This window comes from Burkholderia sp. AU30198, assembly GCF_020419825.1.
GTDB lineage: Bacteria > Pseudomonadota > Gammaproteobacteria > Burkholderiales > Burkholderiaceae > Burkholderia.
Genome location: NZ_JAIZSA010000001.1, coordinates 266,546 through 292,925, shown reverse-complemented (window position 1 = coordinate 292,925; position 26,380 = coordinate 266,546). Strand labels below are relative to the sequence as shown.

Here is a 26,380-nt window from a genome sequence, read left to right as displayed (position 1 = left end):
CGCGAACGAGCCGGCGTGCCCGGCACGTACCGTCGTCAGGCGCCCCGTGCCGAATCGGCGACGGCGCGCGTAGCCGCAGATGCCCGCGCATCCGCCGCCTGCTCCCGCGCGGCACCGCGCTTCGCCAGCTTCCAGCCGACCACCAGCGCGAGCACGACGACCGGAATCGTCGCGATGGTCCACGTGCCGCCCGGATAGTCGAATGCCATCAGCACCAGCACGCCGACGAGGAAGGCCAGCGTGAGCCACGACGTGAACGGTGCGCCGGGCATCCGGAACGACACGGCTTTCAGCTCGCCGCGATCGACCGCGCGACGGAACAGGATCTGGCACATGACGATGAAGCCCCACGTCGTGATGATCCCGAGCGACGCCATGTTCAGCACGATCTCGAACGCCTGGGCCGGCACGATATAGTTCAGCGGCACGCCGATCGCATTGATCGCGACCGTGATCAGGATCCCGCCGTACGGCACGCCGCGCGCGTTCATCCGCGACACGAAGCGCGGCGCCGAGCCGCCCATCGCGAGCGAGCGCAGCACGCGCCCGGTCGAATAGAGGCCGGAGTTCAGGCTCGACAGCGCGGCGGTCAGCACGACAACGTTCATCACGGTGCCGACGTACGGCACGCCGAGCTTGCTGAAGAACGTCACGAACGGGCTTTCGTGCGCGCTGTATGCGGTCCACGGCAGCAGCATCGTCAACAGCACGACCGAGCCGACGTAGAACAGTGCAATCCGCCACATCACGCTGTTGATGGCTTTCGGCAAGACCTTGCGCGCATCGGCCGTCTCGCCCGCCGCGACGCCGACGAGCTCGATGCTCGCGTACGCGAACACGACGCCCTGCACGATCAGCACGGCCGGCAGGATGCCGTGCGGGAAGATCCCGCCGTGATCCGCGACGAGATGCAGCCCCGGCATCTGGCCCGCAACCGGATGGCCGCTCGCGAGAAACACGGCGCCGACCGCGAGGAACACCGCAAGCGTCCCCACCTTGACGATCGAGAACCAGAATTCCATCTCGCCGAACACCTTCACGCCGATCATGTTCATCACCGACACGATCCCGAGCGCGCCGAGCGCGAACACCCACTGCGGCACGTCCGTGAACACGGCCCAGTACTTCATGTAGATCGCGACCGCGGTGATGTCGACGATGCCGGTCGTCGCCCAGTTCAGGTAGTACATCCAGCCCGCGACGAACGACGCACGCTCGCCCATGAATTCCCGCGCGTACGACACGAAGCTGCCGCTGGTCGGCCGGTGCATCACGAGCTCGCCGAGCGCGCGCATGATCAGGAACGCGAACACGCCGCAGACGAGATACACGAGCGCGAGCGCGGGCCCCGCGTGCTGCAGGCGCCCGCCTGCACCGAGAAAGAGGCCGGTGCCGATCGCACCGCCCATCGCGATCATCTGCACGTGCCGCGGCTTCAACTGCTTCGCATAGCCGGCTTCGTGCGACGCGAACATCGCATCGGGGTCGGCATGACGGGAATCCGCGCCGCCGGCCGGATCGGCCGGGCGCTCGCTGCTGTGTTTCATCGTGAGTCTCCGTTGTTTCTTGATGTGTCGCGCCCCGCGCGGGGGACGCATCTGGACCTATCGCGCGCGGGCCACCGGCGGCATCTGCCGGTGCCGCGCCGCCGGCGTCAAAGCACGCGCGGACGGATCAGCGCTTCGGGCTGCAGCGCTTCTTCGACCTGCGCGTCGGTCATCCACTCGCGCTCCAGCACGACCTCGCGAATCGACTTGCCGGTCGCGTGCGCCTCGGCCGCCACCGCCGTCGCGCGCTTGTAGCCGATGTACGGATTCAGCGCAGTCGCGAGCGCGACCGAGCGCTCCATCGTTTCGCGCAGCCGCTCGGGATTCGCGGTGATCCCGCTCACGCAACGCTGCGCGAGCGTCGTGCACGCGGCAGTCAGATGGCTGAAACTGCGGAACAGCGCACTGGCGATCACCGGCTCGAACGCGTTGAGCTGAAGCTGTCCGGCCTCGGCCGCGAAGGTCACGGTCAGGTCGTTGCCGAACACCTCGAACGCAACCTGGTTGACGACTTCCGGGATCACCGGATTCACCTTGCCGGGCATGATCGACGAGCCGGCCTGCACGGGCGGCAGGTTGATCTCGCCGAACCCCGCGCGCGGGCCGCTCGACAGCAGCCGCAGGTCGTTGCAGATCTTCGACAGCTTCACCGCGATCCGCTTGAGCACGCCCGACACCTGCACGAACGCGCCGCAATCCTGCGTCGCCTCGATCAGGTTCGGCGCGGTGCTCAGGTCGAGACCGGTAATGCGCCGCAGCGCCGCGAGCGCCTTCTCCGCGTACTGCGGATGCGCGGTGATCCCCGTGCCGATCGCAGTCGCGCCGAGGTTGATCTCGCGAATCAGCCAGCCGGCTTCCTGCAAACGCGCAATGTCTTCCGTCAGCATCACCGCGTAGGTCGAGAACTCCTGGCCGAGCGTCATCGGCACCGCGTCCTGCAACTGCGTGCGGCCGAGCTTCAGCAAGCCGGCGAACGCGTCGGCCCGCTCCGCGAACGCATCGCGCAGGCGCGCCATCGCTTCGATCAGGTGCTCGACCGCGAAGCAGGTCGCGACGCGGATCGCGGTCGGATAAACGTCGTTGGTGCTCTGCGCAAGGTTCACGTGCTCGTTCGGATGCAGGTATTCGTACTGCCCGCGCGCGTACCCCATGATTTCAAGCGCGCGGTTGCAGATCACCTCGTTCGCGTTCATGTTGGTCGACGTGCCGGCCCCGCCCTGGATGATGTCGACGACGAACTGGTCGTGCAGGCGCCCTTCGCGGATCTCGACGCACGCGGCGGCGATCGCATCGCGGTACGGCTGCGGCAGCAGCCCGAGCTCGCAATTCGCGTCGGCCGCAGCCTCCTTCACGGCGGCGAGCGCCATCACGAGGTACGGCAGCGACGCAATGGTGCGGCCCGAAATGTCGAAATTCTCCTTCGCGCGCAGCGTATGGACGCCGTAGTACGCCTCGTTCGGAATACTTCGTTTACCTAAAAGATCCGCTTCGACGCGGAAGCCGTTTTCTGTCATCGTGCCCTCCTGGGTGTCTCGTGCCGCTCGTCGTTCGCCGCTTCCCAACGCGACGGGTTCGCATTCTATGCCTTTGCAAAAACAAGCTCGCTTCTGTATTATCGAAAGCGGTTTTGCGTGAGACGCAACAGCGAGAATCGAATGAAAAAAGGCGCGAAAGAATCCGGCATCGATCACATGGGCGCGATGCGCGCGTTCGTCAGAGTGGTCGAAACGGGGAGTTTTTCGGCGGTCGCGAAGGAGATGCACGTGTCGACATCCACCGTCGCGCGCAAGGTCACGGCGATCGAGGAGGCGCTTGGTGTCGCGCTGCTGCACCGCTCGACGCACAGCGTGACGCTCACCGAAGCCGGTCATATCTACCTGGAACGCGCCGTCACGCTAATCGCCGATCTCGACGACACCTTGCGCGTCGTCGCCGAACTGAATGCGCAACCGAGCGGCCCGCTGAAGCTCACCGCACCGGTGGCATTCGGCCGCCGCCATCTCGCGCCGCTGGTCGCGCCGTTTCTCGCACGCTACCCGACGATCCAGCTCGACGTGCGGCTCACCGACAACCACAACGATCTCGTGGCCGGCGGCTTCGATCTCGACATACACGAAGGCGAGAATTACCTGGACAACCTCGTCGTCCACCGCCTGTCGCGCAACGACAGCATCCTGTGCGCGACGCCCGGCTATCTCGACCGCTGCGGGCGCCCGTCCACGCCAGACGACCTCAAGCAACACAACTGCCTGCGCTACGTGCATCCGGAAGGCGATCCGCGCTGGGATCTCGTGAACGGCGACGCGCATCACAGCCTGCTGCCGGCCGGCAACCTCGTCACCGACCATTCGGAGCTGCTGCTCGAAGCGACCTGCGCGGGGCTCGGCATCGCCGAGTTCGAGATCTGGCTGGTGCGCGACCTGCTCGCGAGCGGCCGGCTCGAAGCCGTGCTGCCGCACTACCGGCTGCAGAACCGGCTGACGGGCGAATACATCTACATCGCGTATCTGGCGAACCGGCGCAGCTCGGCGAAGCTGCGCGTCTTGAAGGACTTTCTTGCGGAACACCTCGCGCATATCGGCGAGCTGTCGGAGCGGGAGCTGACGAAGATTCGCGGCGCGAGCGCGTAGCGCCTGCGCCTGCACGCCCCCTCACGCCGACCGGCAGGCCGGCGCGTGCGCGCCGCCGCGCACGGCCCGGGTCGCGGGCCGGCGGCAGCGGCGCAGCCGCACCGCTCAGGCCGGCTGCAATTCGAACGGGAACGTGGCGTGCCCGATCTCGACGCCCTGCGTGTTGAGCATCCGCGGCCGATGGAAGCCGGCCAGTTGTGCGCGCTGCGCGGCCGTGCCGATCTGCAGCCGCTCGAGGAGTTCGCTGACGACCATGTAGAGCACGTCGAGATTGCCATCCTCGATCTTCACCGAGATGCCGAGCGCACCATCGGCGCCCAACGCCCGCGTGCGCGCCGACGCCCGCACGCCGATCCCGTAGCACGCGTCAGCGCCGAGCTTGCCGACCACCTGCCCGTCGAACGCGTTCATCAGCACCGTGCAATAGCGCCCGTCGCCGGCAACCAGCTCCGGATAGGCCGTCATCGCACGATGAATGCGCGCCAGCGCACGAACGCGATCGGTGACAGCGCCACCGCCCGCTTCCACCGTATCCGCTCCATCGGCCAGCGATGCGTAGAGACGCGCGAGCCGATCCAGCGAAAACGCCGGCGTCGGCAGGTTGCACCCGTCGATGCCCCAGTCGACCTCGTCGTCGCGCAGCCCGCACGCATCGGCCACCACGTGCTTCACGCGCACCTGCATCGGATGCTCGGGCAGATGGTAATCGGCGATCGCGGCGCCGATCGCCTGCGCGCCGGCCAGCATCCCGACGTGCTTGCCCGAACAGTTGCTGCACACGCCGGTCGGCGTGTAGTCGCGCTTGATCCACGAGCGATACACCGCGTCCGACAACGGCGGATGGCCGCCGCAACGCAAATCCGATTCGTGCGCGGCGACCTTGGCGAGCATCGCGCGCGTGCGCTCGATATGCCGGTCCTCGCTGCTGTGCGACGCGCACATCAGCGCGATGTCCGCATCGTCGAAGCCGAAGCGTTCAGGCGCGCCCGTCTCGATCACCGACAACGCCTGGGCCGGTTTCGCCGCCGACCGCGCGAGCGTCATCCGGAACGGATCGCCGAATCGGGCCAGCAGCCTGCCGCGTGCATCGACCACCGCCACATGGGCAATGTGCGTGTTCTCGATCGCATGGCCTCGGTATGTGACGACTGCTGCGCGTTGGGTGTCCATCGTGTGTTGTCTCCTTGCTCGGGGCCTGCTTGCCGGGGCCCGTCCAACCGGTACGGCAGTGTATCGAGTCGCCGCCGCCGCGCACCGGCCGGGCGATGGAAAGCCGTGTTGCACGCGACGCAAAGGCGATCGCGCCCCCACGAGAACCTGACCGGATTAGTACAAAAACCATTCAATCGTTTACATATTTGGTACCAATCCGTACAATTGCGACCGCTAACGCGAATCATACGCATTTACATTGACGTTTCCGATGTCCTGCGCCTGCCCGGCCGGCGTCGAGAAAACGCACCCGTTCACCGAATCTTCCGCTGCTTCCCGATATGCCCGCCCAGTTCAAGACGAGGCCTCGTGCCCTCGTATCGGCACTGACCTGCTCCGTGTTCCTGACGCCGCTGCTTGCTTCCGCCGAAACCGCCCCTGCTCCTGCCTCCGCTGCCGCCGACCAGCCGGCCCCGTCCGCCGACGTGCAGGCGACGCTGCCGACGATCAACGTCAAGTCGTCCGCGCCGTCGGACATGCAGGTGAAGCGTTCGCCGTCGTACAAGTTCACCGCGCCGCTGCTCGATACGCCGCGCTCGGTCACGGTGATCCCCGAGCAACTGATCAAGGAAAAGAACGTCACGTCGTTCGCGGATGCGCTGCGCTCCGTGCCGGGCATCACGTTCCTCGGCGGCGATGCGGCGGCGAACCCGTCGGCCGACCGTCCGGTGATCCGCGGCTTCGAATCGCGCAACTCGATCTTCGTCGACGGGATGCGCGACTCGGGGCTGCAGAACCGCGAGACCTTCGCGGTCGAGCAGATCAGCGTGATCAAGGGCCCCGATTCGGTCTATGCGGGCCGCGGCTCGGTGGGCGGCAGCATCGACATCGTCACGAAGACGCCGAAGAACGACGACTTCATCAACAGCAGCATCGGCTTCGGCACCGACGGCTACAAGCGCGCGACGGTCGACGCGAACCGCAAGATCAACGACACGACGGCCGTGCGCCTGAACGTGATGGGGCACGACGCGAACCAGGCCGGCCGCAACGACGTGTACAACAAGCGCTGGGGCGTCGCGCCGTCGATCGTGTTCGGGCTGAACACGCCGACCACGGTCACGGTCAGCTACTACCACATGAACTCGTACGACATGCCGGACTTCAGCGTGCCGTTCCGTTCGACGGGCGGCACGCCGGTGCCGACCGATCGCGGGCAGTTCTTCGGGCTGAACACGCGCGACTACCGCTACGGGCAGACCGACACCGCCGAAGTACGCGTCGAGCACAAGATCAACGAAGACTGGAAGCTGAAGAACACCACGATGTTCGGCCGCTCGACGCTCGATTACGTCGCGACGAACCCGCAGATCCTCGCGTCGAACCCGAACATGCTGGGCCTGCAGGCGAAGAGCGGCAAGTACGCGCTCAACGGCTTCTCGAACCAGACCGAAGTGACCGGCAGCGCGAGCCTGTTCGGCATGAAGCACACGATGACGGCCGGCGTCGAGTTCAGCCATGAACAGGCGCGCTACGAGGGCTATCTCGTGTCGGATTCGGCCGGCAACAACATCCGCTCGGGCGGCCCCTGCTCGGTGGCCGGCAACTGCACGCCGCTCGCGGGCGGCTGGAACCCGAACATGCCGTGGACCGGCAGCATCGTGCTGAACGGCGACAAGGGCTTCCCCGGCCCGACAACGAACACGCGCACCGACACGGTATCCGCGTACATCTTCGATACCGTGAAGCTGTCCGAGCGCTGGCAGTTCAACACGGGGCTGCGCTTCGACCGCTACGACACGACCGGCAAGCAGGCCGGCGTCGCCGACCTGTCGAACACGTCGAACCTGTTCAGCTACCAGTTCGGCCTCGTGTTCAAGCCGGTGACCAACGTGAGCCTGTATGCGTCGTACGGCACGTCGTCAAACCCGCCGGGCTCGAACGGCGGCCTCGGCGGCGGCACCGACCAGATCACCGCGACGAACCAGGACCTCGCACCCGAACGCTCGCGCAACATCGAGATCGGCGCGAAGTGGGACGTGCTGCAGGATCAGCTGTCGCTGACGTCGGCGCTGTTCCAGACCGAGAAGACCAACGCGCGCGTCAGCGACGGCCTCGGTCACACGGTCAACGCCGGCAAGCAGCGCGTGCGCGGTTTCGAATTCGGCTTCGCGGGCAACGTGACGCCGAAGTGGCACGTGTTCGGCGGCTACTCGTACCTGAACGCGATCACGACCGACGCGGGCCCCGGCAGCCCGGGCGCATCGGGCCTGCCGATGGTGATGGTGCCGAAGCACAACTTCACGCTGTGGACCAGCTACGACGTGATGCCGAAGCTCACGCTCGGCGCCGGTGCGACGGTGATGAGCCAGACCTATGCGTCGGTATCCGCGACGACGAAGAAATGGACGCCCGGCTACGCGCGCTTCGACGCGGCCGCAACGTGGCGCGTGAACAAGACGATGGACGTGCAGCTCAACGTGCAGAACCTGTTCGACAAGAAGTATTACGCGAGCGCGTATCCGATCTACGCGACGTGGGCGCCGGGCCGTTCGGCGATGGTCACGCTCAACTTCTATCAGTAACGCGATTGACGGCGGGCGGGCGTGGTACGCCCCTCCCCGCCTCGCTCACCACGGCAGCGAATACGTCTTCACGTTCGTGAAGCTCTTCATCGCTTCCTGCACGCCTTCCTTGTACCCCAGCCCCGAATCCTTCACGCCGCCGAACGGCGTCACTTCGAGCCGGTAGCCCGGCACTTCGCGCACGTTCACGCTGCCGACTTCCAGCTCGGTGATGAAGCGCGTGATGCTGTCGAAGCGGTTCGTGCAGACCGACGACGACAGCGCATAGTCGGTGCTGTTCGACATCCGGATCGCTTCGTCGATGTCGCGGAAGCGCATGATCGGCGACACGGGGCCGAAGGTTTCGTATTTCACGAGCGGCATGTCGGGCGTCACGCGATCGATCACCGTCGGCGAATACAGCGCGCCGTTGCGAACGTTGCCGACCAGCAGCCGCGCACCGCGTGCAATCGCGTCGTTCACCTGCTGCTCGCAGAACTTCGCAGCCGCCTCGTCGATCACCGTGCCCATGTCCACCGACGGATCGGCCGGATTGCCGTACGACCACGCACGCGTTTTCTCGACTACGAGCTCAGTGAAGCGATCGGCCACCGACTCGTGCACGAGCATCCGCTTGATCGCAGTGCAACGCTGCCCCGAGTTCTTGTACGAGCCCGACACCGCGAGCGTGCTCGCTTCGTCGAGATCGGCGTCTTCCATCACGATGATCGGATCGTTGCCGCCGAGTTCGAGCACCGCGCGCCGGTAGCCCATCCGCGACGCGATCGACTTGCCGATCGATACGCCGCCCGTGAACGTGATGAGGTCGATCGCCGGGTTCGTGATCAGCTCGTCGCCAATCTCCTTCGGATCACCGGTGAGCACTTGCAGCATCTGTGGCGGCAGGCCGGCTTCGTACAGGATGTCCGCGAACAGGTAGCACGACAGCGGCACCTTCTCCGACGGCTTCACGACCATCCGGTTGTTGGTCGCGACCGACGGCACGATCTTGTGTGCGACCTGGTTCATCGGGTGGTTGAACGGCGTGATCGCGGAGATCACGCCGAGCAGCGGGTCGCGCTGCGTGTACACGCGGCGCTTCTTGCCGTGCGGTGTCAGGTCGCACGAGAAGATCTGCCCGTCGTCCTTCAACACTTCGCCGGCGCCGAACGTCAGCACGTCGGCCACGCGGCCCGCTTCGTAGGTCGAATCCTTGAGGCACAGGCCAGACTCGGCCGTGATCAGCGCTGCAATCTCGGCGGTGCGCGAGCGTACGATGTCGGCCGCACGGCGCAGGATCGCCGCGCGATCGTGGCGCGTGAGCGTCGGCCGGTACGCACGCGCGGCCGCAAACGCGCGCCGCACATCGTCCAGCGTCGCCTTCGGCACGGTGCCGACCAGCGAGCCGTCGTACGGGTTGCGCACGTCGATGACTGCGTCGCGCCACACGCGCTGCCCGTCGATACGCAACGCTTCGTGCCGCACGTCGGATGCGGGAATCGGCTTCAGGACCGTACTCATGTCGTCTCCGTCTGGGTGCAGCGTGGTCGTGGCCACGCTTTCGGTTACCGCCGCGCGGCCTGGCGCACCACGACCACTCCTTCGTATTCGAGGCAGCGGCACAGCGTCGACCACGCCGGCGTATCGGGCCACTCACGCGCGCCGGCGTCGATGCGAATCGGCCGCCCGAATTCGCGCGACGCGCACGCGAGCAGCGTGTGCGCGATGCCGCTGCGCCGGTACGCTGGTTCGACGTATAGCCGCGTGAGCGACGGCGATCGCTCCTCACCGTCACCATCGTCGTCGATGTCGAGTGCTCCGATCGCGTCGTCGTCGCGATACGCGACTGCCGTCGCACCTGCATCGTCGAACACGATGCGGATCACGCGCTCGCAGCGATCCCTGAACACGACGACATGCATGGCGTCCCTCTCCTTTGCATCACGCTGCAGGCGAACGCGATGCGCGCACGCCCTCCTGCGCCCACGTACCGGGGAGTTATCCGGATCGTCCGGGCGCGACGAGTTGAGTATCGTCTTGCCACGTCGGCGCGCAGTAGTGCCAGACGACACCATTCATTGAGTCCACATCCGCGGCGCAACGCGCGTATTCTCGCGACACCGCGCCCCTCGCGGGCCACGTGCACACCACGCGCACCGCCTCGCGTTTCCCGTACCGATCACAGGAGGAAGCATGTCGAGTCGTACCCCGACCGCCTTATGGGCCCAGCAGTTCCGGCGGTCGTCGGCGTCGAGCCTGCAGGACCAGATCCGGCGGATGCTCGTGGCCGCGATCCTCGACGGCCAGCTCGCCCCCGATGCCGCGCTGCCGTCGAGCCGCGAGCTCGCCGACCAGCTCGGCGTCGCGCGCAACACGGTCGTGCTCGCGTACCAGATGCTCGTCGAGGAGGGCTACCTGATCTCGCGCGAACGCAGCGGGCACTTCGTGAACCCGAAGATGCTCGAAGGCGTGCCCGGCTTCGCGCAGGTCCGGGCCGGCGCCCTGCCCGCCGGTGGCGACGACGTGCCCGGGCGCCCCGCCTGGGAGAAACGCATCACGCATCCGCCGTCGAGGCAGCGCAACATCGTGAAGCCCGCAAACTGGCAGCACTACGAATTTCCGTTCATCTACGGGCAGTTCGACCAGTCGCTGTTTCCGACTAACGACTGGCGCGAATGCTGCCTGAAGGCGCTGTCGGTGATGGAGATCCGCAACTGGGCGCCCGACCTGATCGAACGCGACGACGAATCGCTGATCCAGCAGATCCGCACACGCGTGCTGCCGCGGCGCGGCGTGTTCGCGATGCCCGACGAGATCGTCGTCACGAACGGCTGCCAGCAGGCGCTGTACCTGATCGCGGACCTGCTGTGCGGCAAGCACACGACGGTCGGTTTCGAGAACCCCGGCTATCCGGACGCGCGCAACATCTTCGAGAACCGCAACGCGCGGCTGCTGCCGCTGCCGGTCGACGGCCATGGCATCGCACCCGACACGCTCGGCGATACGCTCGCGCGCTGCGACTACGTGTACGTGACGCCGAGTCACCAGTGCCCGACCACCGCGACGATGCCGATCGAACGCCGCCGCGCGCTGCTCGATCACGCGCAGCAGCACGATTTCGTGATCATCGAGGACGACTACGAGAGCGAAAACACGTTCTCCGGCACGCCGCATCCGGCGTTGAAGAGCCTCGACACGGCCGACCGCGTGATCTACGTCGGCAGCCTGTCGAAGACGTTCGCGCCAGGGCTGCGGCTCGGCTACGTGGTCGGGCCGCGCGAGCTGATCCGCGAGTTGCGGGCGCTGCGGCGGCTGATGGTGCGCCATCCGGTTGCGTATATCCAGCGGGCGTTCGCGACCTTTCTCGCGCTCGGTCATCACGACGCGTTGCTGCGCCGGCTCGCGCATGCGTACAGCGAGCGCTCGCAGGCGCTGATGGCCGCGCTCGATGTGCATCTGCCGGAAGCGCGCCACGTGCGCGTGACGGGCGGCGCGTCGTGCTGGGTCGAGGGGCCGCCGTGGCTCGATGCGGCACGGCTCGCGGTGGATGCGCAGGCGGCCGGCATTCTGATCGAGCCGGGCGGCGTGTTCTTCATGAATGACGACAGCAACGCGCGTCGATGCTTCCGGATGGGGTTTTCCGCGATTCCGCTGGAGCGGATCGAGCCGGGGGTGCGGGCACTCGCGCAGTGTGTCCGGGCGCAGAGGCCCGATCAATGAGAGAGGCCCGCGATGTCGCGGGCCTCGTCAGAGTGGCATGTAACGTCAATGCCCGGCAGGTGTGGGGCTCGAGGTTGAGCAACAATGGTCCGGGCATCCCGGACCCACATTGACCTCCACACGCCGTCCGCTTTGATCAATCTCGGGAACCGGCTGGTAGATTCGACGGATAAATGCGCGCCGCCTGCCTTTGATCATGAACGGATCAAGCGCATTCGTGACGTTTTCAGCTCGTCGGTACGCCAACTGCTGCGCGTTCTTTTCGTCGATTCCGAGAGCCCGACAAGCCAGACAACATCGAGAATCGGAAAGCGATTGTGTAAATCGCTCGACCATGCTGACAACCGTGCCAGTTCGGTCCCGGGAATCTCGCTTGAATCACTTTCAAAGCGAACGTCGATGTATTGACCGGGAAGGTTTTGTGGCCCTTCGCACGCAAGCGCTGTCTGCGCAACGATCAACGCGAGCATGACAGCAGCCAGGAAGCTAGTCGCCATCGACGACGTAGCCGGCGATGCTTTCGGCATTGTTGATCGCCAAATCCGGATGTGCTCGCCCCCATGCGGGAAGGACCCGTGTGATGTTGCACGGCTTGCCGGTTGCCGTCCTGGTATCGAGGAATCGGCTTGCTTCGTGAATGATCACGGACACCTGCGAATCGGCGTGCGCGGACCACGGGCGCATCGTGCAAAACCGCGCCCCGATGAAGGGCATGTGCATTGCGGTGTCCGGTGCGCAGACATGGGCGGCTTCCCGATCGGTTCCAGGCGGATGCGGTGTACATCCCGTTGCCGGATCGGCAGCGCTGCCGGTGCGAACGACGCTGTGCTCGTTGAACGAACGGACGACATCCTGCACTTTCATCAAGCCGGCCAGAAGCCGTGTGCGCGTCTGCTCGTCGTCGCGACCGAACCACTTGAGCACACGGCCTTTCTCGGACTGCGGCCAGCCTTTCAGGGAAGCAATACGCGCGGCCAGCAGGCCGATGGCCAATACCTGCGCCTTCGCGAACATGACGCGGAACGCCAGGGGAGTCATGTTTTCGCAGATCGGTCGCATGTCAACGTCCACCAGACCCGGTGATCCTTCGGTGGTGTTCGTCGTTGTTCCCCCAACGGGGGTTCGACTCCCCGTCGCGTCGTTCCCCGCCCGAACGCTGCAGCGGTTGCGCGCCTTCCGTGCCCACCTGTCCGGCGCATTCCGCTGCGGCGCTCACGCCTCCCGCAGCACGTTGCCGGATCGATCCTCGCGCTGAGGTTGCCTGTTGCTCAAGGATCGCCGTGTCCGCTCGTCGCATCATGGTGGGTATCTCGGATGAAGTCGGGGTATGGGTTGTTTCGACGCAGCCTCGTGGATCGACCGTCGATTCACGGGCGCATCGTCGGTTGCAATGGTCGAACGCTTGTGCGATCGCGCCGGGTGGAACGCGAGCAATGGCCGCCCGGCCGAACAGCACACTAACCAAGGAAAGCGCTTGCGAATCAGAACATCCCCCGCGCCCGACCCCGCAAGGGCGAGCGTTTGATTTCGAATTTCTCAGACTATGAAACGCCGACTTGCGATTTGTCGGGCGCCCCGCGTCATTCCAATCGAACCGATTGATACACATCCCAAAACTGCTTCGCCTGACAAGCAATCGTCCTGCGCCATGGATGCGCATCGGCAATCGGAAAACCGTTATAGACCGTGACGGAGCACATCCTCTGCCGCCCACCCGCTACGCGTCCGGCGCTGGCCCAAGCGAAACCTCCCGACTGGCGCTACCGCCAAAAACGAGCGCTCACTAACGTGTCGATACCGCGTGCCGCATGCGCGCCAGAGCGCCTTGCGGCCGCCCACCATTCGACAGGAGACACGTTATGTCCGACACGCTCACCGCCCCCGTCACGGCCGCCACGCTCGCGGCATTTTCCGACGCATTCAACCGGCACGACGCCAATGCGTTGATGGGCTTCATGACCGAGGACTGCGTCTTCGACGCGGCCGGCGGCCCCGACATCCACGGCACGCGCTTCGTCGGCCGCGACGCGGTACGCGCCGCGTTCGAAGCCGTGTTCAAGACCTTCCCCGACGCGCACTGGGGTCACGGCCGCCACACCGTCGCGGGCGAGCGCGGCGTCTCCGAATGGGTGTTCACGGGTACGCACGCCGAAGGCTGGCGCATCGAGGCCGAAGGCTGCGACCTGTTCGAATTCCGCGACGGGCTGATCGCCGTCAAGCGCGCGTTCCGCAAGGAACGGCCGAAACAGCCGGCGTGAGCGCGCGCCTCGCGCGCCACCCGGGCCACCGCCCTCGCGCGCATTTTGAAACGAATCATTTCATTTCATTCCACATTCCATAACAGCGGGCGGAATGACTTGACCGGCTTTCCCCAGCAAATAGCATCTGGAACAAGACGTTCCGTTAATTGAACAATCGGAGACAACCCATGAGCGAACAATCCACTTCCCTGCGTGCATCGGCGAACGGTCCGCAGGACATGACGCCGTCCGAAGCCTTCGTCGAGACCCTCGCGGCCAACGGCGTGACCGACATGTTCGGCATCATGGGCTCCGCGTTCATGGACGCGATGGACATCTTCGCGCCGGCCGGCATCCGCCTGATCCCGGTCGTGCACGAACAGGGCGCGGGCCACATGGCCGACGGCTATGCGCGCGTGTCGGGCCGCCACGGCGTCGTGATCGGCCAGAACGGCCCCGGCATCAGCAACTGCGTGACCGCGATCGCGGCCGCGTACTGGGCACATAGTCCGGTGGTGATCGTCACGCCGGAAGCCGGCACGATGGGCATCGGCCTCGGCGGCTTCCAGGAAGCGAACCAGTTGCCGATGTTCCAGGAATTCACGAAGTACCAGGGTCACGTCACGCACCCGGCGCGGATGGCCGAATTCACCGCGCGCTGCTTCGACCGCGCGCAGGCCGAGATGGGCCCGACGCAGTTGAACATCCCGCGCGACTACTTCTACGGCAAGGTCAAGGTCGAGATTCCGCAACCGCGCCGGCTCGACCGCGGCGCCGGCGGCGAACAGAGCCTGGACGACGCGGCCGCACTGATCGCGCAGGCGAAGTTCCCGGTGATCATCTCGGGCGGCGGCGTCGTGATGGCCGACGCGATCGAGGAATGCAAGGCGCTCGCCGAACGGCTCGGCGCACCGGTCGTCAACAGCTACCTGCACAACGACTCGTTCCCGGCGAACCATCCGCTGTGGTGCGGCCCGCTCGGCTACCAGGGCTCGAAGGCCGCGATGAAACTGCTGTCGCGCGCCGACGTCGTGATCGCGCTCGGCTCGCGCCTCGGGCCGTTCGGCACGCTGCCGCAGCACGGGATGGACTACTGGCCGAAGGACGCGAAGATCATCCAGATCGACGCCGACCACAAGATGCTCGGCCTCGTGAAGAAGATCTCGGTCGGCATCTGCGGCGACGCGAAGGCCGCGGCGATCGCGCTCACGCAACGCCTCGACGGCCGCACGCTCGCGTGCGACGGTTCGCGCGGCGATCGCGCCGACCAGATCGCGACCGAGAAGGCCGCGTGGGAAAAGGAACTCGACGACTGGACGCACGAGCGCGACGCGTACAGCCTCGACATGATCGAGGAACAGAAGCACGAGAAGCCGTTCAGCGGCGGCCAGTACCTGCATCCGCGCCAGGTGCTGCGCGAGCTCGAGAAGGCGATGCCCGAGGACGTGATGGTGTCGACCGACATCGGCAACATCAACTCGGTCGCGAACAGCTACCTGCGCTTCAACAAGCCGCGCAGCTTTTTCGCGGCGATGAGCTGGGGCAACTGCGGCTATGCGTTCCCGACGATCATCGGCGCGAAGGTCGCCGCGCCGCACCGCCCGGCCGTGTCGTATGCGGGCGACGGCGCGTGGGGCATGAGCCTGATGGAAACGATGACCTGCGTGCGCCACAACATCCCGGTGACGGCCGTCGTGTTCCACAACCGTCAGTGGGGCGCGGAGAAGAAGAACCAGGTCGACTTCTACAACCGCCGTTTCGTCGCCGGTGAACTCGACAACCAGAGCTTCGCGGCGATCGCGCGTGCGATGGGTGCCGAAGGGATCACGGTCGACCGCCTCGAAGATGTGGGCCCGGCGCTCAAGCGCGCAATTGACATGCAGATGAACGAAGGCAAGACGACGATCATCGAGATCATGTGCACGCGTGAACTCGGCGATCCGTTCCGTCGCGATGCGCTGTCGAAGCCGGTTCGCATGCTCGACAAGTACAAGGACTACGTGTAACGCGGCGTCTCAGACGCACCCCGTTGCCGGTCGCGCGCCCCTCTCGCGCGGCCGGCCTTCCGGCCGGACGCCGTGCCCCGTGCGGGCCGCCGCATCCGGCCGTTTTTCCTTTCCTACCCGAGCGAACGATGAAAGCCCTCGACCGCATTCTCGAAGCCGCGCGCCGCCAGCCGATGCGCATCGCGCTGTGCGAAGCCGACGATCCGCGCGTGCTGCAGGCCGCCGCGCGCGCGACGCGTGACGGCATCGCCCGCATCGTGCTCGTCGGCAACCGTGCGGCGATCCACGCGACGGCCGCGCGCGACGCGATCGATCTCGACGGCATGACGCTCGTCGATCCGGCCACCGCCACGCCACGCGATGCCTATGCCGACACGCTGCATGCGCTGCGCAAGAGCAAAGGCATGACGGCCGATGCCGCGCGCGACGCGGTGCTCGACCCGCTCTGCCACGCGAACCTGATGGTGCGGCTCGGCGATGCGGACGGCTCGGTCGCGGGCGCCGTGCATGCGACGGCCGATGTCGTGCGCGCGGCGATCCAGCTGATCGGTGTCGATCCGGCGTTCCGGATCGTGTCGAGTTTCTTCCTGATGATGCTGTGCGAGCCGTTTCACACGATCAAGGGCGGACTGATCTTCTCCGACTGCGCACTCGTCGTCGATCCGGACGCCAATCAGCTCGCCGAGATCGCGATGGCCGCCGCCGACAGCGCGCACGCGCTGCTCGGCGAGGAACCGCGCGTCGCGATGCTGTCGTTCTCGACCAGCGGCAGCGCGCATCACGCGGCGGTCGACAAGGTGACGGCCGCGACCGCGCAGGTGCGCGAACTGCGCCCCGCGCTCGCGATCGACGGCGACGTGCAGCTCGACGCGGCGATCGTCGCGGAAATCGCCGAGCGCAAGATCGCGCATTCGCAGGTGGGCGGCCACGCGAACGTGCTCGTGTTCCCGAGCCTCGAAGCCGGCAACATCGGCTACAAGCTCGCCGAACGGATCGGCCGCGCGAAGGCCGTCGGCCCGCTGCTGCAAGGGCTGCGCCGGCCCGCGAACGACCTGTCGCGCGGCTGCAGCGCCGACGACGTGTATCACGTGATCGCGGCGACCACCGTGCAGGCGCAGGCGGCCGCGCAGCGCGCCGCAACCGGCGAGGCCGCACACGCATGACAGCCGACAAACTGGCGATCCTGATCGCGGTGATCGGCGCCGGCAGCTATTTCCAGACCGTCACCGGCTTCGGGCTCGGGATGATCGTGATGGGCGCGACGAGCGGCTTCGGCCTCGCGCCGCTCGCCACCGTCGCGACGCTGATGAGCGTCGTGTCGCTCGCGAACGGCGCGACCGCGCTGCCCGGCCGGCTGCATCACATCGACTGGCGCGCGGTGGGCGCGGCGACGCTCGGCATCCTGCCGTCGGTCGTCGCGGGCGTGCTGCTGCTCGAATGCCTGAGCCGCTCGGCGGCCGACCTGCTGCAGCTGATCCTCGGCGCGGTCGTGCTGTACGGCGGACTGAGCGCGGCGCTGCGCCCGGCGCCGCTCACCGAGCGCTCGGACAATCGCAGCTTCTTCGTCAGCGGCCTGTTCGGCGGCTTGCTGAGCGGGATGTTCGGTGTGTCCGGGCCGCCGCTGATCTTCCAGTTCTACCGGCAGCCGCTGACGCTCGTGCAGATCCGCTGTGCGCTGATCGTGCTGTTCACGACGACCTCGGCCACACGCGTGCTGTACAGCGCATGCGAAGGCCAGCTCGATCGCGACATCTGGGTGCTTGCAGCAATCGCCACACCGGTCGTGATGCTGACGACGGTCGCCGCGCGTCATTACCCGCCGCCACTGTCGCCGGTCGCGTTGCGCCGGCTTGCGTTCGGCGTACTGATGGCGATCGGCATCGGGCTGATCGCGACGTCGCTGCCGCCGCTGCTGCATCGCGCTTGATGTCGCGCAGCGTACACCGCGTCGAAGCGCCCTGTTCCCCGCAATCGATCCGGACTCGACGCGTACACGTTCGCCGTGTCCGCGCCGAATGCAGTCGCCCGCTTCATCGCCGCGCGCCGATCCAGCACGCGATTTCGACGAGCCGCTTCATGTCCGGCGCCGACGCGAGGTCGATCGCGAGCCGGTGCCGGTAGTACGGGCCGAGATCGAGCCCGACGCCGAGCCCGAGCACTTCGACGCGACCGGCCGCCTCCTGGCGCGCGACCACCTGCTTCAGGTGGTTGTCGAGGTAGAACGGATCGTTCGCGAGCGCCGTCGCGCCGTCCATCGGGCTGCCGTCCGAGATCACGACGAGGATCTTGCGCGCCTCCGGCCGCGCCGCGAGCCGCGCGCACGCCCAGTCGACCGCTTCGCCATCGACACCCTCACGGAACAGATCGGCCTTGAACAGCGCGGCAATGCCCGTGCGCGCATGCCGCCAGCGCGTGTCCGCGTCCTTGAACACCAGGTGGCCGGTTTCGTTGAGCCGGCCCGGATGGCGCGGCTTGCCGCGCGCGAGCCAGTCCTGCCGCGCGCGGCCGCCGTTCCAGGCGAGCGTCGTGAAGCCCAGCACTTCGGTCGCGAGACCAGCGGCGTCGCCCGCGCGGGCCAGCGTATCGACCATCAGCGCGACGCCGTCGATCCACGTCTTCATCGACCCCGAGCAGTCGATCAGGAACGCGAGCGCGCAGTCGGCATGCGGCCGCACGCGTTCGAGCCGGAACAGCCGCCGTTCGGCCGGCGAGCTGACGAGCTGCGCGAGCCGGCGGCCATCGAGGCGGCCGTGCTCCTCGCCGAACGACCAGCCATCGGCCTGCGGCACGACGAGCGCCGCGCGCAGCACGCGCGCGAGCCGCGTGACGTTGATCCGCTGCGCGGCGACCTGGCCGTCGAGCCGGTCGCGGTACTCGCGCAGCAGTGCCGCGCGGATCTGCGCGGCCGGCCGGAGCTCGCGGTCGTAGCGCGTCGTATATGCGCGGTAGACGGCGTCGCCGCCCTGCAGCACGACGCTGTCGCCCGTCTCCACGAGTGCCGGCATATCGATGCCCGTGTCGTCGAAATCGACCCAGAGCGAGAAGTTCGTCAGTGCGTCGCCCTGCTCGCGCGCGTCTTCCGTCTCCGTTTCGACGACGGCCGCACGCGCGTCGCGAATCATCGCAGCAATGCGCTTCGCGAGCGCCAGTGCGTGTTCCGCGAATGCGCGCTGATCGTGCCGGCAGCGCTTGAGCCCCGCAAGCTGCACACCGATCTCGGGCACGATCGCCGCGCGCGACGCTTCGATCAGGTCTTCCGTTTCTTCGAGCACCGGCCAGCCCGTCAGCCGCGACCATGCGATCTGCGCAACCGTGTACACGAGGATCCCGACATGCGTATCGGCCTGCCCCGACCGGTGGAACGCGCGCGACCAGGTGTCGAAACGATGGCGCAGGTTCTGCACGACGCCGCGCATGGCGGGCTGCGCCAGCGATTCGCAGCGCAGTTGCTCGAGCATTTCGAACAGCACGCGTTCGACCGGATCGTCGCCGGACAACGCGCGATGCAGGTCCGCATCCGAATGCAGGATGCGCAGCGCGGCGCCGTCGGCCGCGCCGCGCCACGACGCGAGATCGTCGTCGGCCGCCTGCGCGCGCAGGTGCGGCGCATGGATCGGCAGCGGCCGCAGGTCGCGGCACACGCGGCCCGCGCGGTAATGCAGTGCCGCGTCGCGTGTCAACGCGCGCACGGTCGACGCGCCCAGCGCTTCACGCGCCGATGCGCGCCGCGCGGCGTCGCGATCGGCGCTCACCGCCCCGCTCCCGGCTCGCCGCCGCCGGCGCGCGACACAACCGCCAGCTCCTCGCCGAAACAGCGCTGGTAATACTCGGCGACGACCGGCCGCTCAGCGTCGTCGCACTTGTTCAGGAACGTGAGCCGGAACGCGAGCGCCGGATCGCGGAAGATCTGGCAGTTCTCGGCCCAGTTGATCACCGTGCGCGGCGACATCAGCGTCGACAGGTCGCCGGTCGCGAAGCCGTTGCGCGTCAGCTCCGCGAGGCTCACCATCGATTCGAGCAGCGGGCGGCCCGCTTCGTCCGCGAGTTCCGGCACGCGCGCCCGCACGATGCCGATCTCCTCGTCGCGCGGCAGGTAGTCGAGCGTCGCGACCACGTTCCAGCGATCCATCTGCGCATGGTTGAGCATCTGCGTGCCGTGATAGAGCCCGTTCAGGTTGCCGAGCCCCACCGTGTTCGCGGTCGCGAACAACCGGAACGACGGATGCGGGTGGATCACGCGGTTCTGGTCGAGCAGCGTGAACTTGCCGTCGCGCTCCAGTATCCGCTGGATCACGAACATCACGTCCGGCCGCCCCGCGTCGTATTCGTCGAAAATCAGCGCGACCGGGCGCTGCAGCGCCCACGGCACGATCCCTTCCTGGAATTCGGTCACCTGCACGTCGTCACGCACGACGATCGCATCCTTGCCGACGAGGTCGAGCCGGCTGATATGGCCGTCGAGGTTCACGCGCACGCACGGCCAGTTCAGCCGTGCCGCGACCTGCTCGATATGCGTCGACTTGCCGGTGCCGTGCATCCCCTGCACAAGCACGCGGCGATTGCGCGCGAACCCCGCGAGGATCGCGAGCGTGACGTCCGGGTTGAAACGGTACGCGTCGTCGATATCGGGCACGTGATCGTCGCGCGTGCTGAACGCGGGCACCATCAGGTCCGAATCGAACCCGAACCGTTCGCGGACCGACACCATGCAGTCCGGCTTGTTCGCCACCCCATCCATTGCGTTGCGCTCCTGTCGTTGCGTATTGCGCAGGCGTCGATTGCGCCTGCGTCGATCCTGTTTATGGAACGATTCGTTCCGTTGCCGAAAATCCGTGCCGGATTGCATGGCCCCCCGCCCCGTGCGGCCGGCTCTCCAGGCCGTTCGGTACAATGGCCGCAGTCCAGTTTCCGGAACGCCTGCCATGCTGCCCGCGGATACGCCCACGCTGCGCGCCTTCGCGCTGCTCGAACATCTCGTCCAGGCCGGCGATGCCGTGTCGCTCGCCGATCTCGCCCGCGAAGTCGATATCCCGAAGGCGTCGCTCCACCGGATGCTCGCGTCGCTCGAAGCCGGCGGCCTCGTGATCCGCGAGCCGGGCCGCAAGAACGCATACGCGATCGGCCCGCGCCTCGCGCGGCTCGGCACCGGCGTGATGCTGCATGCGGGCGCGCGCCGGCTGCGCCACGCGATCCTCGAACGGCTCGTCGCCGATCTCGGCGAAACCTGCAACCTCACCGCACTGCACGACACGGCAGTCGTCTATCTCGACCGCGTCGAGGCCGACTGGCCGCTGCGGCTCGACCTGAAACCTGGCTCGCGCGTGCCCGCGCACTGCAGCGCCAGCGGCAAGCTGCTGCTCGCGCTGCTGCCGCGCGACGAACGCGCCGCGCTGGTGCGCGCGCTGGCACTGCCGCGCTACACGCCGAACACGATCTCGGATCCCGAACTGCTCGAAGCCGAACTCGACCGCACCGCACACAAGGGCGTCGCGATCGACAACGAGGAATTCGTCGCGGGCATCGTGTGCATCGCGGCACCGATCGTCGGCGACGACGGCACGTGTATCGCCGCGGTCGCCGTGCATGCGCCCGTGTCGCGCGCCCCGCTGTCGCGGCTGCTCGACCACGTGCCGCGTTTGCAGGAAGCGGCGCGCGCGCTGGCGGCGACGTTCTAGTTCCCGCACGGCGTGGCGGCGCCCACGCAACGTCACGATGCGCGCTGGTAGTAGATGTTCTGCGGATGCCGCGCATCCGCGAAGAAGAACCAGCGTTCCGCGACCAGCCCTGCATACTGGATCACGAATGCCGCGCCGAGCGCGACGGCCGCCGCGACCGACGTCGGCGCGAGCGCGCCCGCGCCGGTCAGCACGAACGGCACCGCGAATGCGCCGATCAGGAAGCCGGCCTTCACCGCGCGCAGCGTGCCGTTGCCCTGCCCGTGAAAGAACTCCCGCGTATTGAACGCGCTGGCCGTGAAGCCGCGCGACTTCTGCTCGACCTTCTCGTTGCGGATCCCGGTCGCGCTCTGCACGGTCGACTTCGGCCGCAGCCGCGCATTGCGTGCGAGCGACGCAAGCCGCGCCACGCAACCCGCGAGCGTCAGCACGCACGCGGCCACGGCGAGCCGGCCGACCAGCGCCGGCGCGAGCCACGCGGCGCAAGCCGTCGCCAGCGTGCAGCCCGACGCGCAGCCGAGCAGCATGAAGTTCACGAGCGTCAGCGGGCTCGCCCATTCCTGCAGGAACCGCAGGCACGCGTAGATCATTGCGGTGCACACGAACAGCGCAACGCTCGCGAGCGCGCCCGCCGCGCCGATCAGCAACGTGCCGGGCCAGCCGAACCGGTGTGCCGCGCCATACGCGAACGCGCACGCGAGAAACACCGGCAGTGCGATGCACTCACGCGACAGCCACGACGTGCGCCACATCGCGATCGCGCGCCATGCGCGTTCGGGGTGGCCGAGATGGAAAAACGACGCGAACAGGCCGAGCACGCCGAGCGCGACCGACAGCGCGGCGCCCGTCACGTAGAACGCGGCGGCCACGTCGATGCCGGCCAGCCGCGTGAGCGCTTCGACGATCACGAGCGTCAGCAGCAGGCCCTGTGCGGCGCCGCACAGCGTGGTGAGGAAAACGACCGAAAAGGCTGGGCGCATGGGAACTCCGTTTTTTCGTATGAGTGAAGGGCTGCGCGCTCAGCGCTGCGTCGCAAGCGACACGAGATCGATGTCGCCGCGCGACGCGCGGGCTTCGAACGACTCGTCTTCATCGACGCCGCCCGACGTGCTGCCGCATCCGCCGCTGCTCCCGCAACCACACGATGACTCGGTCTTTATGCGCGGCAGGTAATGGTTCGACGGGCGCGTGTCCCATTCGGGCATCAGCTGATAGCCGCCGCGTTCGCGGATTGCGCGCGACACCTCCGACTCCGGGTCGTGCACGTCGCCGAACAGCCGCGCCGACGTCGGGCACGCAAGCACGCACGCCGGTTTCCGGTCGCGCTCGGGCAGCGCCTGGTTGTCGATGCGGTCGGCGCACAGCGTGCACTTCGTCATCTCCTTGCGGCCTTCATCGAGCTCGCGTGCGCCGTACGGGCACGCCCATGCGCAGTACTTGCAGCCGATGCACTTGTCGTAGTCGACCAGCACGATCCCGTCCGACTTGCGCTTGTAGCTCGCGCCGGTCGGACAGACGGGCACGCACGGCGGATCCTCGCAGTGCAGGCACGATTTCGGGAAGTGGATCGTGTCGGTCATCGGGAACACGCCCGCTTCGTACGTCTGCACGCGGTTGAAGAACGTGCCGGACGGATCGTCGTCGTACGGGCGCAGGTCGGCGAGACTGCCGGCTTCACCCGACGTGTTCCATTCCTTGCAGCTAGTCACGCAGGCATGGCAGCCCACGCATACGTTCAGGTCGATGACGAGGGCCATCTGGGTCATGGTTGCGCTCCTTCGATCAGCGGTCGTCAGACTGAGGGCCGGCCGACGTCGCGCGCCGCAGCCGCGCGGCGAATGCGCCGGTTCCCGCGAAATACGCCTGCACGCGCTGCAGCACGCGCGGCGTGCCCGGCAGCGCGGGCATCGGCGCGAACTGCGGCAAGGTCGTCGCCGCATCGGCTTCGGCCGGATAGATCCGCACCTGCACGTCGTACCAGCCGGCCTGCCCCGTGATCGGATCTGAGTTCGACATCCGCGCACCACCGCGTGCCGCATCCGGCAGCTCGTCGGTAATCACGTGGTTCAACAGGAAGCCGCGCTGCGACTCGCCCGCTTGCGGCCCGAGGTTCCACGCACCGGCCGCCTTGCCGATCGCGTTCCAGGTCCACACGGTGCCGGGCTCGACGGCCTCGCTGTAGCGTGCGCGGCAACGCACCTTGCCCCACGGCGATTCGACGTAGATCCACGCGCCGTCGTCGATCTGCTGCGCGGCGGCCGTCACAGGGTTCACGAACAGGTGGTTCTCGCCGTGGATCTGCCGCAGCCACGCGTTCTGCGAATCCCACGAGTGGTACATCGCCATCGGCCGCTGCGTGATCGCCGCGAGCGGATAGCGGCCCGCATCGGTCAGCCCGCTTTCGAGCGAGCGATGCCAGAACGGCAGCGGATCGAAATAGCGTGCGATGCGCTCGCGCAGATGGTCGGGCGGCTGGCGGCCCGACGTGCGGCCCTGCGCGGCGAGCCGGAATTTCTGCATCACGTCCGAATAAAGCTGGATCACGATCGGCACGCCGAACTTGCGCATCCCGTTGTCGACCGCCCATTGCATGTATGGCCCATTGCAGTTGCGCATGTATTGCAGCGGCTCAGGCAGCCGGTGGTGGTATACGCAGTTGTTCTCCGCGTAGCGCTTCCACTGGTCGGGGTTCGGCTCGCCGACGACGGCCTTGTCACCGTCCTTGCCGCGCCAGCCGATCAGGAAGCCGGTGCCCGAATCGGGCGCGGTCTGGAAATTGATGACGAAATCCGGATAGTCGCGGTACTTGCGCTGCCCGTCCGCCGTCGTGAAGGCCGGAAACTTCAGCCGGCTCGCAAGCTCGATCAGCACTTCCTGGAACGGCTTGCATTCGCCGGTCGGCGGCACGACCGGCACACGCACCGAGTCGACCGGCCCGTCGAATTCGGAGATCGGCCGGTCGAGCACCGACATCACGTCGTGCCGTTCGAGGTAGGTCGTGTCGGGCAGGATCAGGTCGGCGAACGCCGTCATCTCCGATGCAAACGCATCGCAGACGACGAGGAACGGGATCCGGTACTCGCCGTCATCGCGCTTGTCGACCAGCATCTTGCGCACTTCCGTCGTGTTCATCGACGAATTCCACGCCATGTTGGCCATGAAGATCAGCAGCGTATCGATCGGATAGGGATCGCCGCGCCACGCATTGGTGATCACCGAATGCATCAGCCCGTGCACCGCGAGCGGGTATTCCCACGAGAATGCCTTGTCGAGCCGCGCGGGCGTGCCGTCCGGGTGGACGAACAGGTCCTCGGGGCCGGCGGGCCAGCCGAGCGGGCCGGTGGCGAGCGGCGTGTTCGGCTTGATCTGCGCCGGGTCGTTCGGCGGTTTCGCCGACGGCGGCACCGCGCGCGGATACGGCGCCTTGTGCCGGAAGCCGCCCGGCCGGTCGATCGTGCCGAGCAGCGACATCAGCACCGCGAGCGCGCGGATCGTCTGGAAGCCGTTCGAATGCGCGGCGAGCCCGCGCATCGCATGGAACGCGATCGGCACGCCCTTCACCGATGCGTGCGCCTTGCCCCACGAATCGGTCCAGTGCACCGGCAGCTCAATCGCGTGCTCACGCGCAACCGTCTCCATCTCGCGGGCCAGGCGGCGGATCGTGTCGGCCGCGATGCCGGTAATGTCGGCCGCCCATTCGGGCGTGCACTCGGCCACCTGTTCGCGCAGCAGTGTGAACGACGGCGCGACGGGCGTGCCGTCGTCGAGCGTATAGCGGCCATCGAGCGCCGGCTCCGCGCCTTTCGTGTGATGCAGCACCGCGCGGTTCGTCTTCGTGTCCCACCACATCCGGTTCTGCGGATACAGCGCGTTGACCTCCGGCGCGCCGGCGTCGCGCACGAACAGCCCGAACGTGTCGGCGCCGTCGCGCTGGTCGACCAGCTCGGCCGCGTTCGTGAAGCGCGACACGAATTCGAGGTCGAACGCATCGCGCGCGATCAGCTCGTGCATCAGCGCCATGAACAGCGCGCCATCGGTGCCGGGGCGAATCGGAATCCATTCGTCGGCGATCGCCGCGTAGCCGGTGCGCACCGGATTGATCGCGATGAAGCGGCCGCCCGCGCGCTTGAACTTGCCGAGCGCGATCTTCAGCGGATTCGAATGGTGGTCTTCCGCGGTGCCGATCATGAAGAACAGCTTCGCGTGGTCGAGATCGGGGCCGCCGAATTCCCAGAACGAGCCGCCGATCGTGTAGATCATCCCGGCCGCCATGTTCGCCGAGCAGAACCCGCCATGCGCCGCATAGTTCGGCGTACCGAACTGTTTCGCGAACAGGCCGGTGAGCGCCTGCATCTGGTCGCGGCCCGTGAACAGCGCGAAGCGCTTCGGGTCGGTGGCGCGCAGGTGCGCGAGACGCTTTTCGAGCACGTCGAACGCAACCTCCCACGACACCGGCTCGAACTGCGCGTCGCCGCGCTCGGCACCCGGCTTGCGCATCAGCGGCTGCGTGAGCCGAGCGGGCGAATACTGCTTCATGATTCCCGACGAACCTTTCGCGCAGATGACGCCCTGGTTCAGCGGATGCTCGGGATTGCCGTCGATATAGCGCACCTCGCCGTCGCGCAGGTGCACGCGGATGCCGCAGCGGCACGCGCACATGTAGCACGTCGTCGTCTTGATCTCGGCCTGCTCGTCGCGCTCGCGTGCCCGATGTTCCATCGTCTGTCCTCGTTCGCGGATGAGGGCGCACCCCGCCGGGGCGCGCCCGTGAATCGGTTCATCCATGCTATGCCGGCACGCGGCCGACATAAAGTCGCATCCTCTGATCGGTGCTATCGGTCGCCCC

At 67.1% G+C, this 26,380-nt stretch carries 20 protein-coding genes; 8 read left to right on the top strand and 12 right to left on the bottom strand.

Annotated elements, in window-relative coordinates; translation table 11 throughout:
- Positions 1-35: 35 nt before the first annotated feature.
- Positions 36-1,547 (bottom strand): amino acid permease, encoded by a 1,512-nt coding sequence (locus LGN19_RS01235; RefSeq protein ID WP_226212911.1) that lies wholly within the window; start codon positions 1,545-1,547, stop codon positions 36-38.
- 107 nt (positions 1,548-1,654) lie between these two features.
- The gene (locus tag LGN19_RS01230) at positions 1,655-3,061 is read right to left on the bottom strand and encodes an aspartate ammonia-lyase (RefSeq protein WP_226212910.1); all 1,407 of its coding nucleotides are present in this window, start codon (positions 3,059-3,061) and stop codon (positions 1,655-1,657) included.
- Between the two features lie 141 nt (positions 3,062-3,202).
- On the opposite strand from LGN19_RS01230, the gene LGN19_RS01225 reads away from it, so the two are divergent.
- Positions 3,203-4,177 (top strand): LysR family transcriptional regulator, encoded by a 975-nt coding sequence (locus LGN19_RS01225; protein WP_226212909.1) that lies wholly within the window; start codon positions 3,203-3,205, stop codon positions 4,175-4,177.
- Between the two features lie 105 nt (positions 4,178-4,282).
- Here the strand turns inward: LGN19_RS01225 and LGN19_RS01220 are convergent, their stop codons facing one another.
- Positions 4,283-5,347, bottom strand: coding sequence for an asparaginase (locus LGN19_RS01220; RefSeq protein ID WP_226212908.1), 1,065 nt, complete (start codon positions 5,345-5,347; stop codon positions 4,283-4,285).
- A gap of 323 nt (positions 5,348-5,670) precedes the next feature.
- On the opposite strand from LGN19_RS01220, the gene LGN19_RS01215 reads away from it, so the two are divergent.
- The gene (locus LGN19_RS01215; protein ID WP_174963035.1) at positions 5,671-7,914 is read left to right on the top strand and encodes a TonB-dependent receptor; all 2,244 of its coding nucleotides are present in this window, start codon (positions 5,671-5,673) and stop codon (positions 7,912-7,914) included.
- A gap of 45 nt (positions 7,915-7,959) precedes the next feature.
- Here LGN19_RS01215 and phnY read toward each other — a convergent pair whose 3' ends face one another.
- Complete coding sequence (gene phnY / locus LGN19_RS01210) at positions 7,960-9,414, bottom strand: phosphonoacetaldehyde dehydrogenase (RefSeq protein WP_226212907.1); 1,455 nt, start codon at positions 9,412-9,414, stop codon at positions 7,960-7,962.
- Positions 9,415-9,458: 44 nt separating this feature from the next.
- Positions 9,459-9,815 carry a GNAT family N-acetyltransferase gene (locus LGN19_RS01205; RefSeq protein WP_226212906.1) on the bottom strand — a complete coding sequence of 119 codons (357 nt, stop codon included), beginning with the start codon at positions 9,813-9,815 and terminating at the stop codon, positions 9,459-9,461.
- Positions 9,816-10,086: 271 nt separating this feature from the next.
- Between LGN19_RS01205 and LGN19_RS01200 the strand changes: the two genes are divergently transcribed.
- Positions 10,087-11,613, top strand: coding sequence for a PLP-dependent aminotransferase family protein (locus tag LGN19_RS01200; protein ID WP_226212905.1), 1,527 nt, complete (start codon positions 10,087-10,089; stop codon positions 11,611-11,613).
- 194 nt (positions 11,614-11,807) lie between these two features.
- Here the strand turns inward: LGN19_RS01200 and LGN19_RS01195 are convergent, their stop codons facing one another.
- Both LGN19_RS01195 and LGN19_RS01190 read right to left on the bottom strand, forming a co-directional pair.
- Positions 11,808-12,110, bottom strand: a complete 303-nt coding sequence (locus LGN19_RS01195) for a hypothetical protein (protein WP_226212904.1) — start codon at positions 12,108-12,110, stop codon at positions 11,808-11,810.
- A complete protein-coding gene (locus LGN19_RS01190) occupies positions 12,100-12,672 on the bottom strand; it encodes a hypothetical protein (RefSeq protein WP_226212903.1) in 573 nt (190 codons plus the stop codon). The genes LGN19_RS01195 and LGN19_RS01190 overlap by 11 nt, the downstream gene beginning before the upstream one ends.
- Before the next feature lie 800 nt (positions 12,673-13,472).
- Here LGN19_RS01190 and LGN19_RS01185 point away from each other — a divergent pair.
- From LGN19_RS01185 to LGN19_RS01170, 4 genes are all read left to right on the top strand, one after another.
- Entirely contained in the window at positions 13,473-13,871 is a 399-nt protein-coding gene (locus tag LGN19_RS01185) for a nuclear transport factor 2 family protein (protein WP_122949342.1), read from the top strand.
- 170 nt (positions 13,872-14,041) lie between these two features.
- Positions 14,042-15,859 carry a sulfoacetaldehyde acetyltransferase gene (gene xsc, locus LGN19_RS01180; protein ID WP_043179349.1) on the top strand — a complete coding sequence of 606 codons (1,818 nt, stop codon included), beginning with the start codon at positions 14,042-14,044 and terminating at the stop codon, positions 15,857-15,859.
- A 128-nt stretch (positions 15,860-15,987) separates the two neighbouring features.
- On the top strand, positions 15,988-17,022 hold the full coding sequence (gene pta, locus LGN19_RS01175; protein ID WP_226212902.1) for a phosphate acetyltransferase: 1,035 nt from the start codon (positions 15,988-15,990) through the stop codon (positions 17,020-17,022).
- Positions 17,019-17,786: a sulfite exporter TauE/SafE family protein gene (locus LGN19_RS01170; RefSeq protein WP_043179351.1), complete on the top strand. Its 768-nt coding sequence runs from the start codon at positions 17,019-17,021 to the stop codon at positions 17,784-17,786. Before pta ends, LGN19_RS01170 begins: the two co-directional genes overlap by 4 nt.
- Positions 17,787-17,889: 103 nt before the next feature.
- On the opposite strand, the gene LGN19_RS01165 is transcribed toward LGN19_RS01170, so the two are convergent.
- On the bottom strand, positions 17,890-19,611 hold the full coding sequence (locus LGN19_RS01165) for a cobaltochelatase CobT-related protein (RefSeq protein ID WP_226212901.1): 1,722 nt from the start codon (positions 19,609-19,611) through the stop codon (positions 17,890-17,892).
- Positions 19,608-20,597 carry an AAA family ATPase gene (locus LGN19_RS01160; protein ID WP_122949339.1) on the bottom strand — a complete coding sequence of 330 codons (990 nt, stop codon included), beginning with the start codon at positions 20,595-20,597 and terminating at the stop codon, positions 19,608-19,610. The genes LGN19_RS01165 and LGN19_RS01160 overlap by 4 nt, the downstream gene beginning before the upstream one ends.
- A 184-nt stretch (positions 20,598-20,781) precedes the next feature.
- On the opposite strand from LGN19_RS01160, the gene LGN19_RS01155 reads away from it, so the two are divergent.
- Complete coding sequence (locus tag LGN19_RS01155) at positions 20,782-21,534, top strand: IclR family transcriptional regulator (protein ID WP_226212900.1); 753 nt, start codon at positions 20,782-20,784, stop codon at positions 21,532-21,534.
- Between the two features lie 32 nt (positions 21,535-21,566).
- Here the strand turns inward: LGN19_RS01155 and LGN19_RS01150 are convergent, their stop codons facing one another.
- From LGN19_RS01150 to LGN19_RS01140, 3 genes are read right to left on the bottom strand one after another with little or no spacing between them, the layout of a single operon-like run.
- Positions 21,567-22,514 carry a dimethyl sulfoxide reductase anchor subunit family protein gene (locus LGN19_RS01150; RefSeq protein WP_226212899.1) on the bottom strand — a complete coding sequence of 316 codons (948 nt, stop codon included), beginning with the start codon at positions 22,512-22,514 and terminating at the stop codon, positions 21,567-21,569.
- Between the two features lie 39 nt (positions 22,515-22,553).
- Positions 22,554-23,300: a 4Fe-4S dicluster domain-containing protein gene (locus tag LGN19_RS01145; RefSeq protein WP_226212898.1), complete on the bottom strand. Its 747-nt coding sequence runs from the start codon at positions 23,298-23,300 to the stop codon at positions 22,554-22,556.
- Positions 23,301-23,316: 16 nt separating this feature from the next.
- The gene (locus LGN19_RS01140) at positions 23,317-26,253 is read right to left on the bottom strand and encodes a molybdopterin oxidoreductase family protein (RefSeq protein ID WP_226212897.1); all 2,937 of its coding nucleotides are present in this window, start codon (positions 26,251-26,253) and stop codon (positions 23,317-23,319) included.
- Positions 26,254-26,380: the final 127 nt, after the last annotated feature.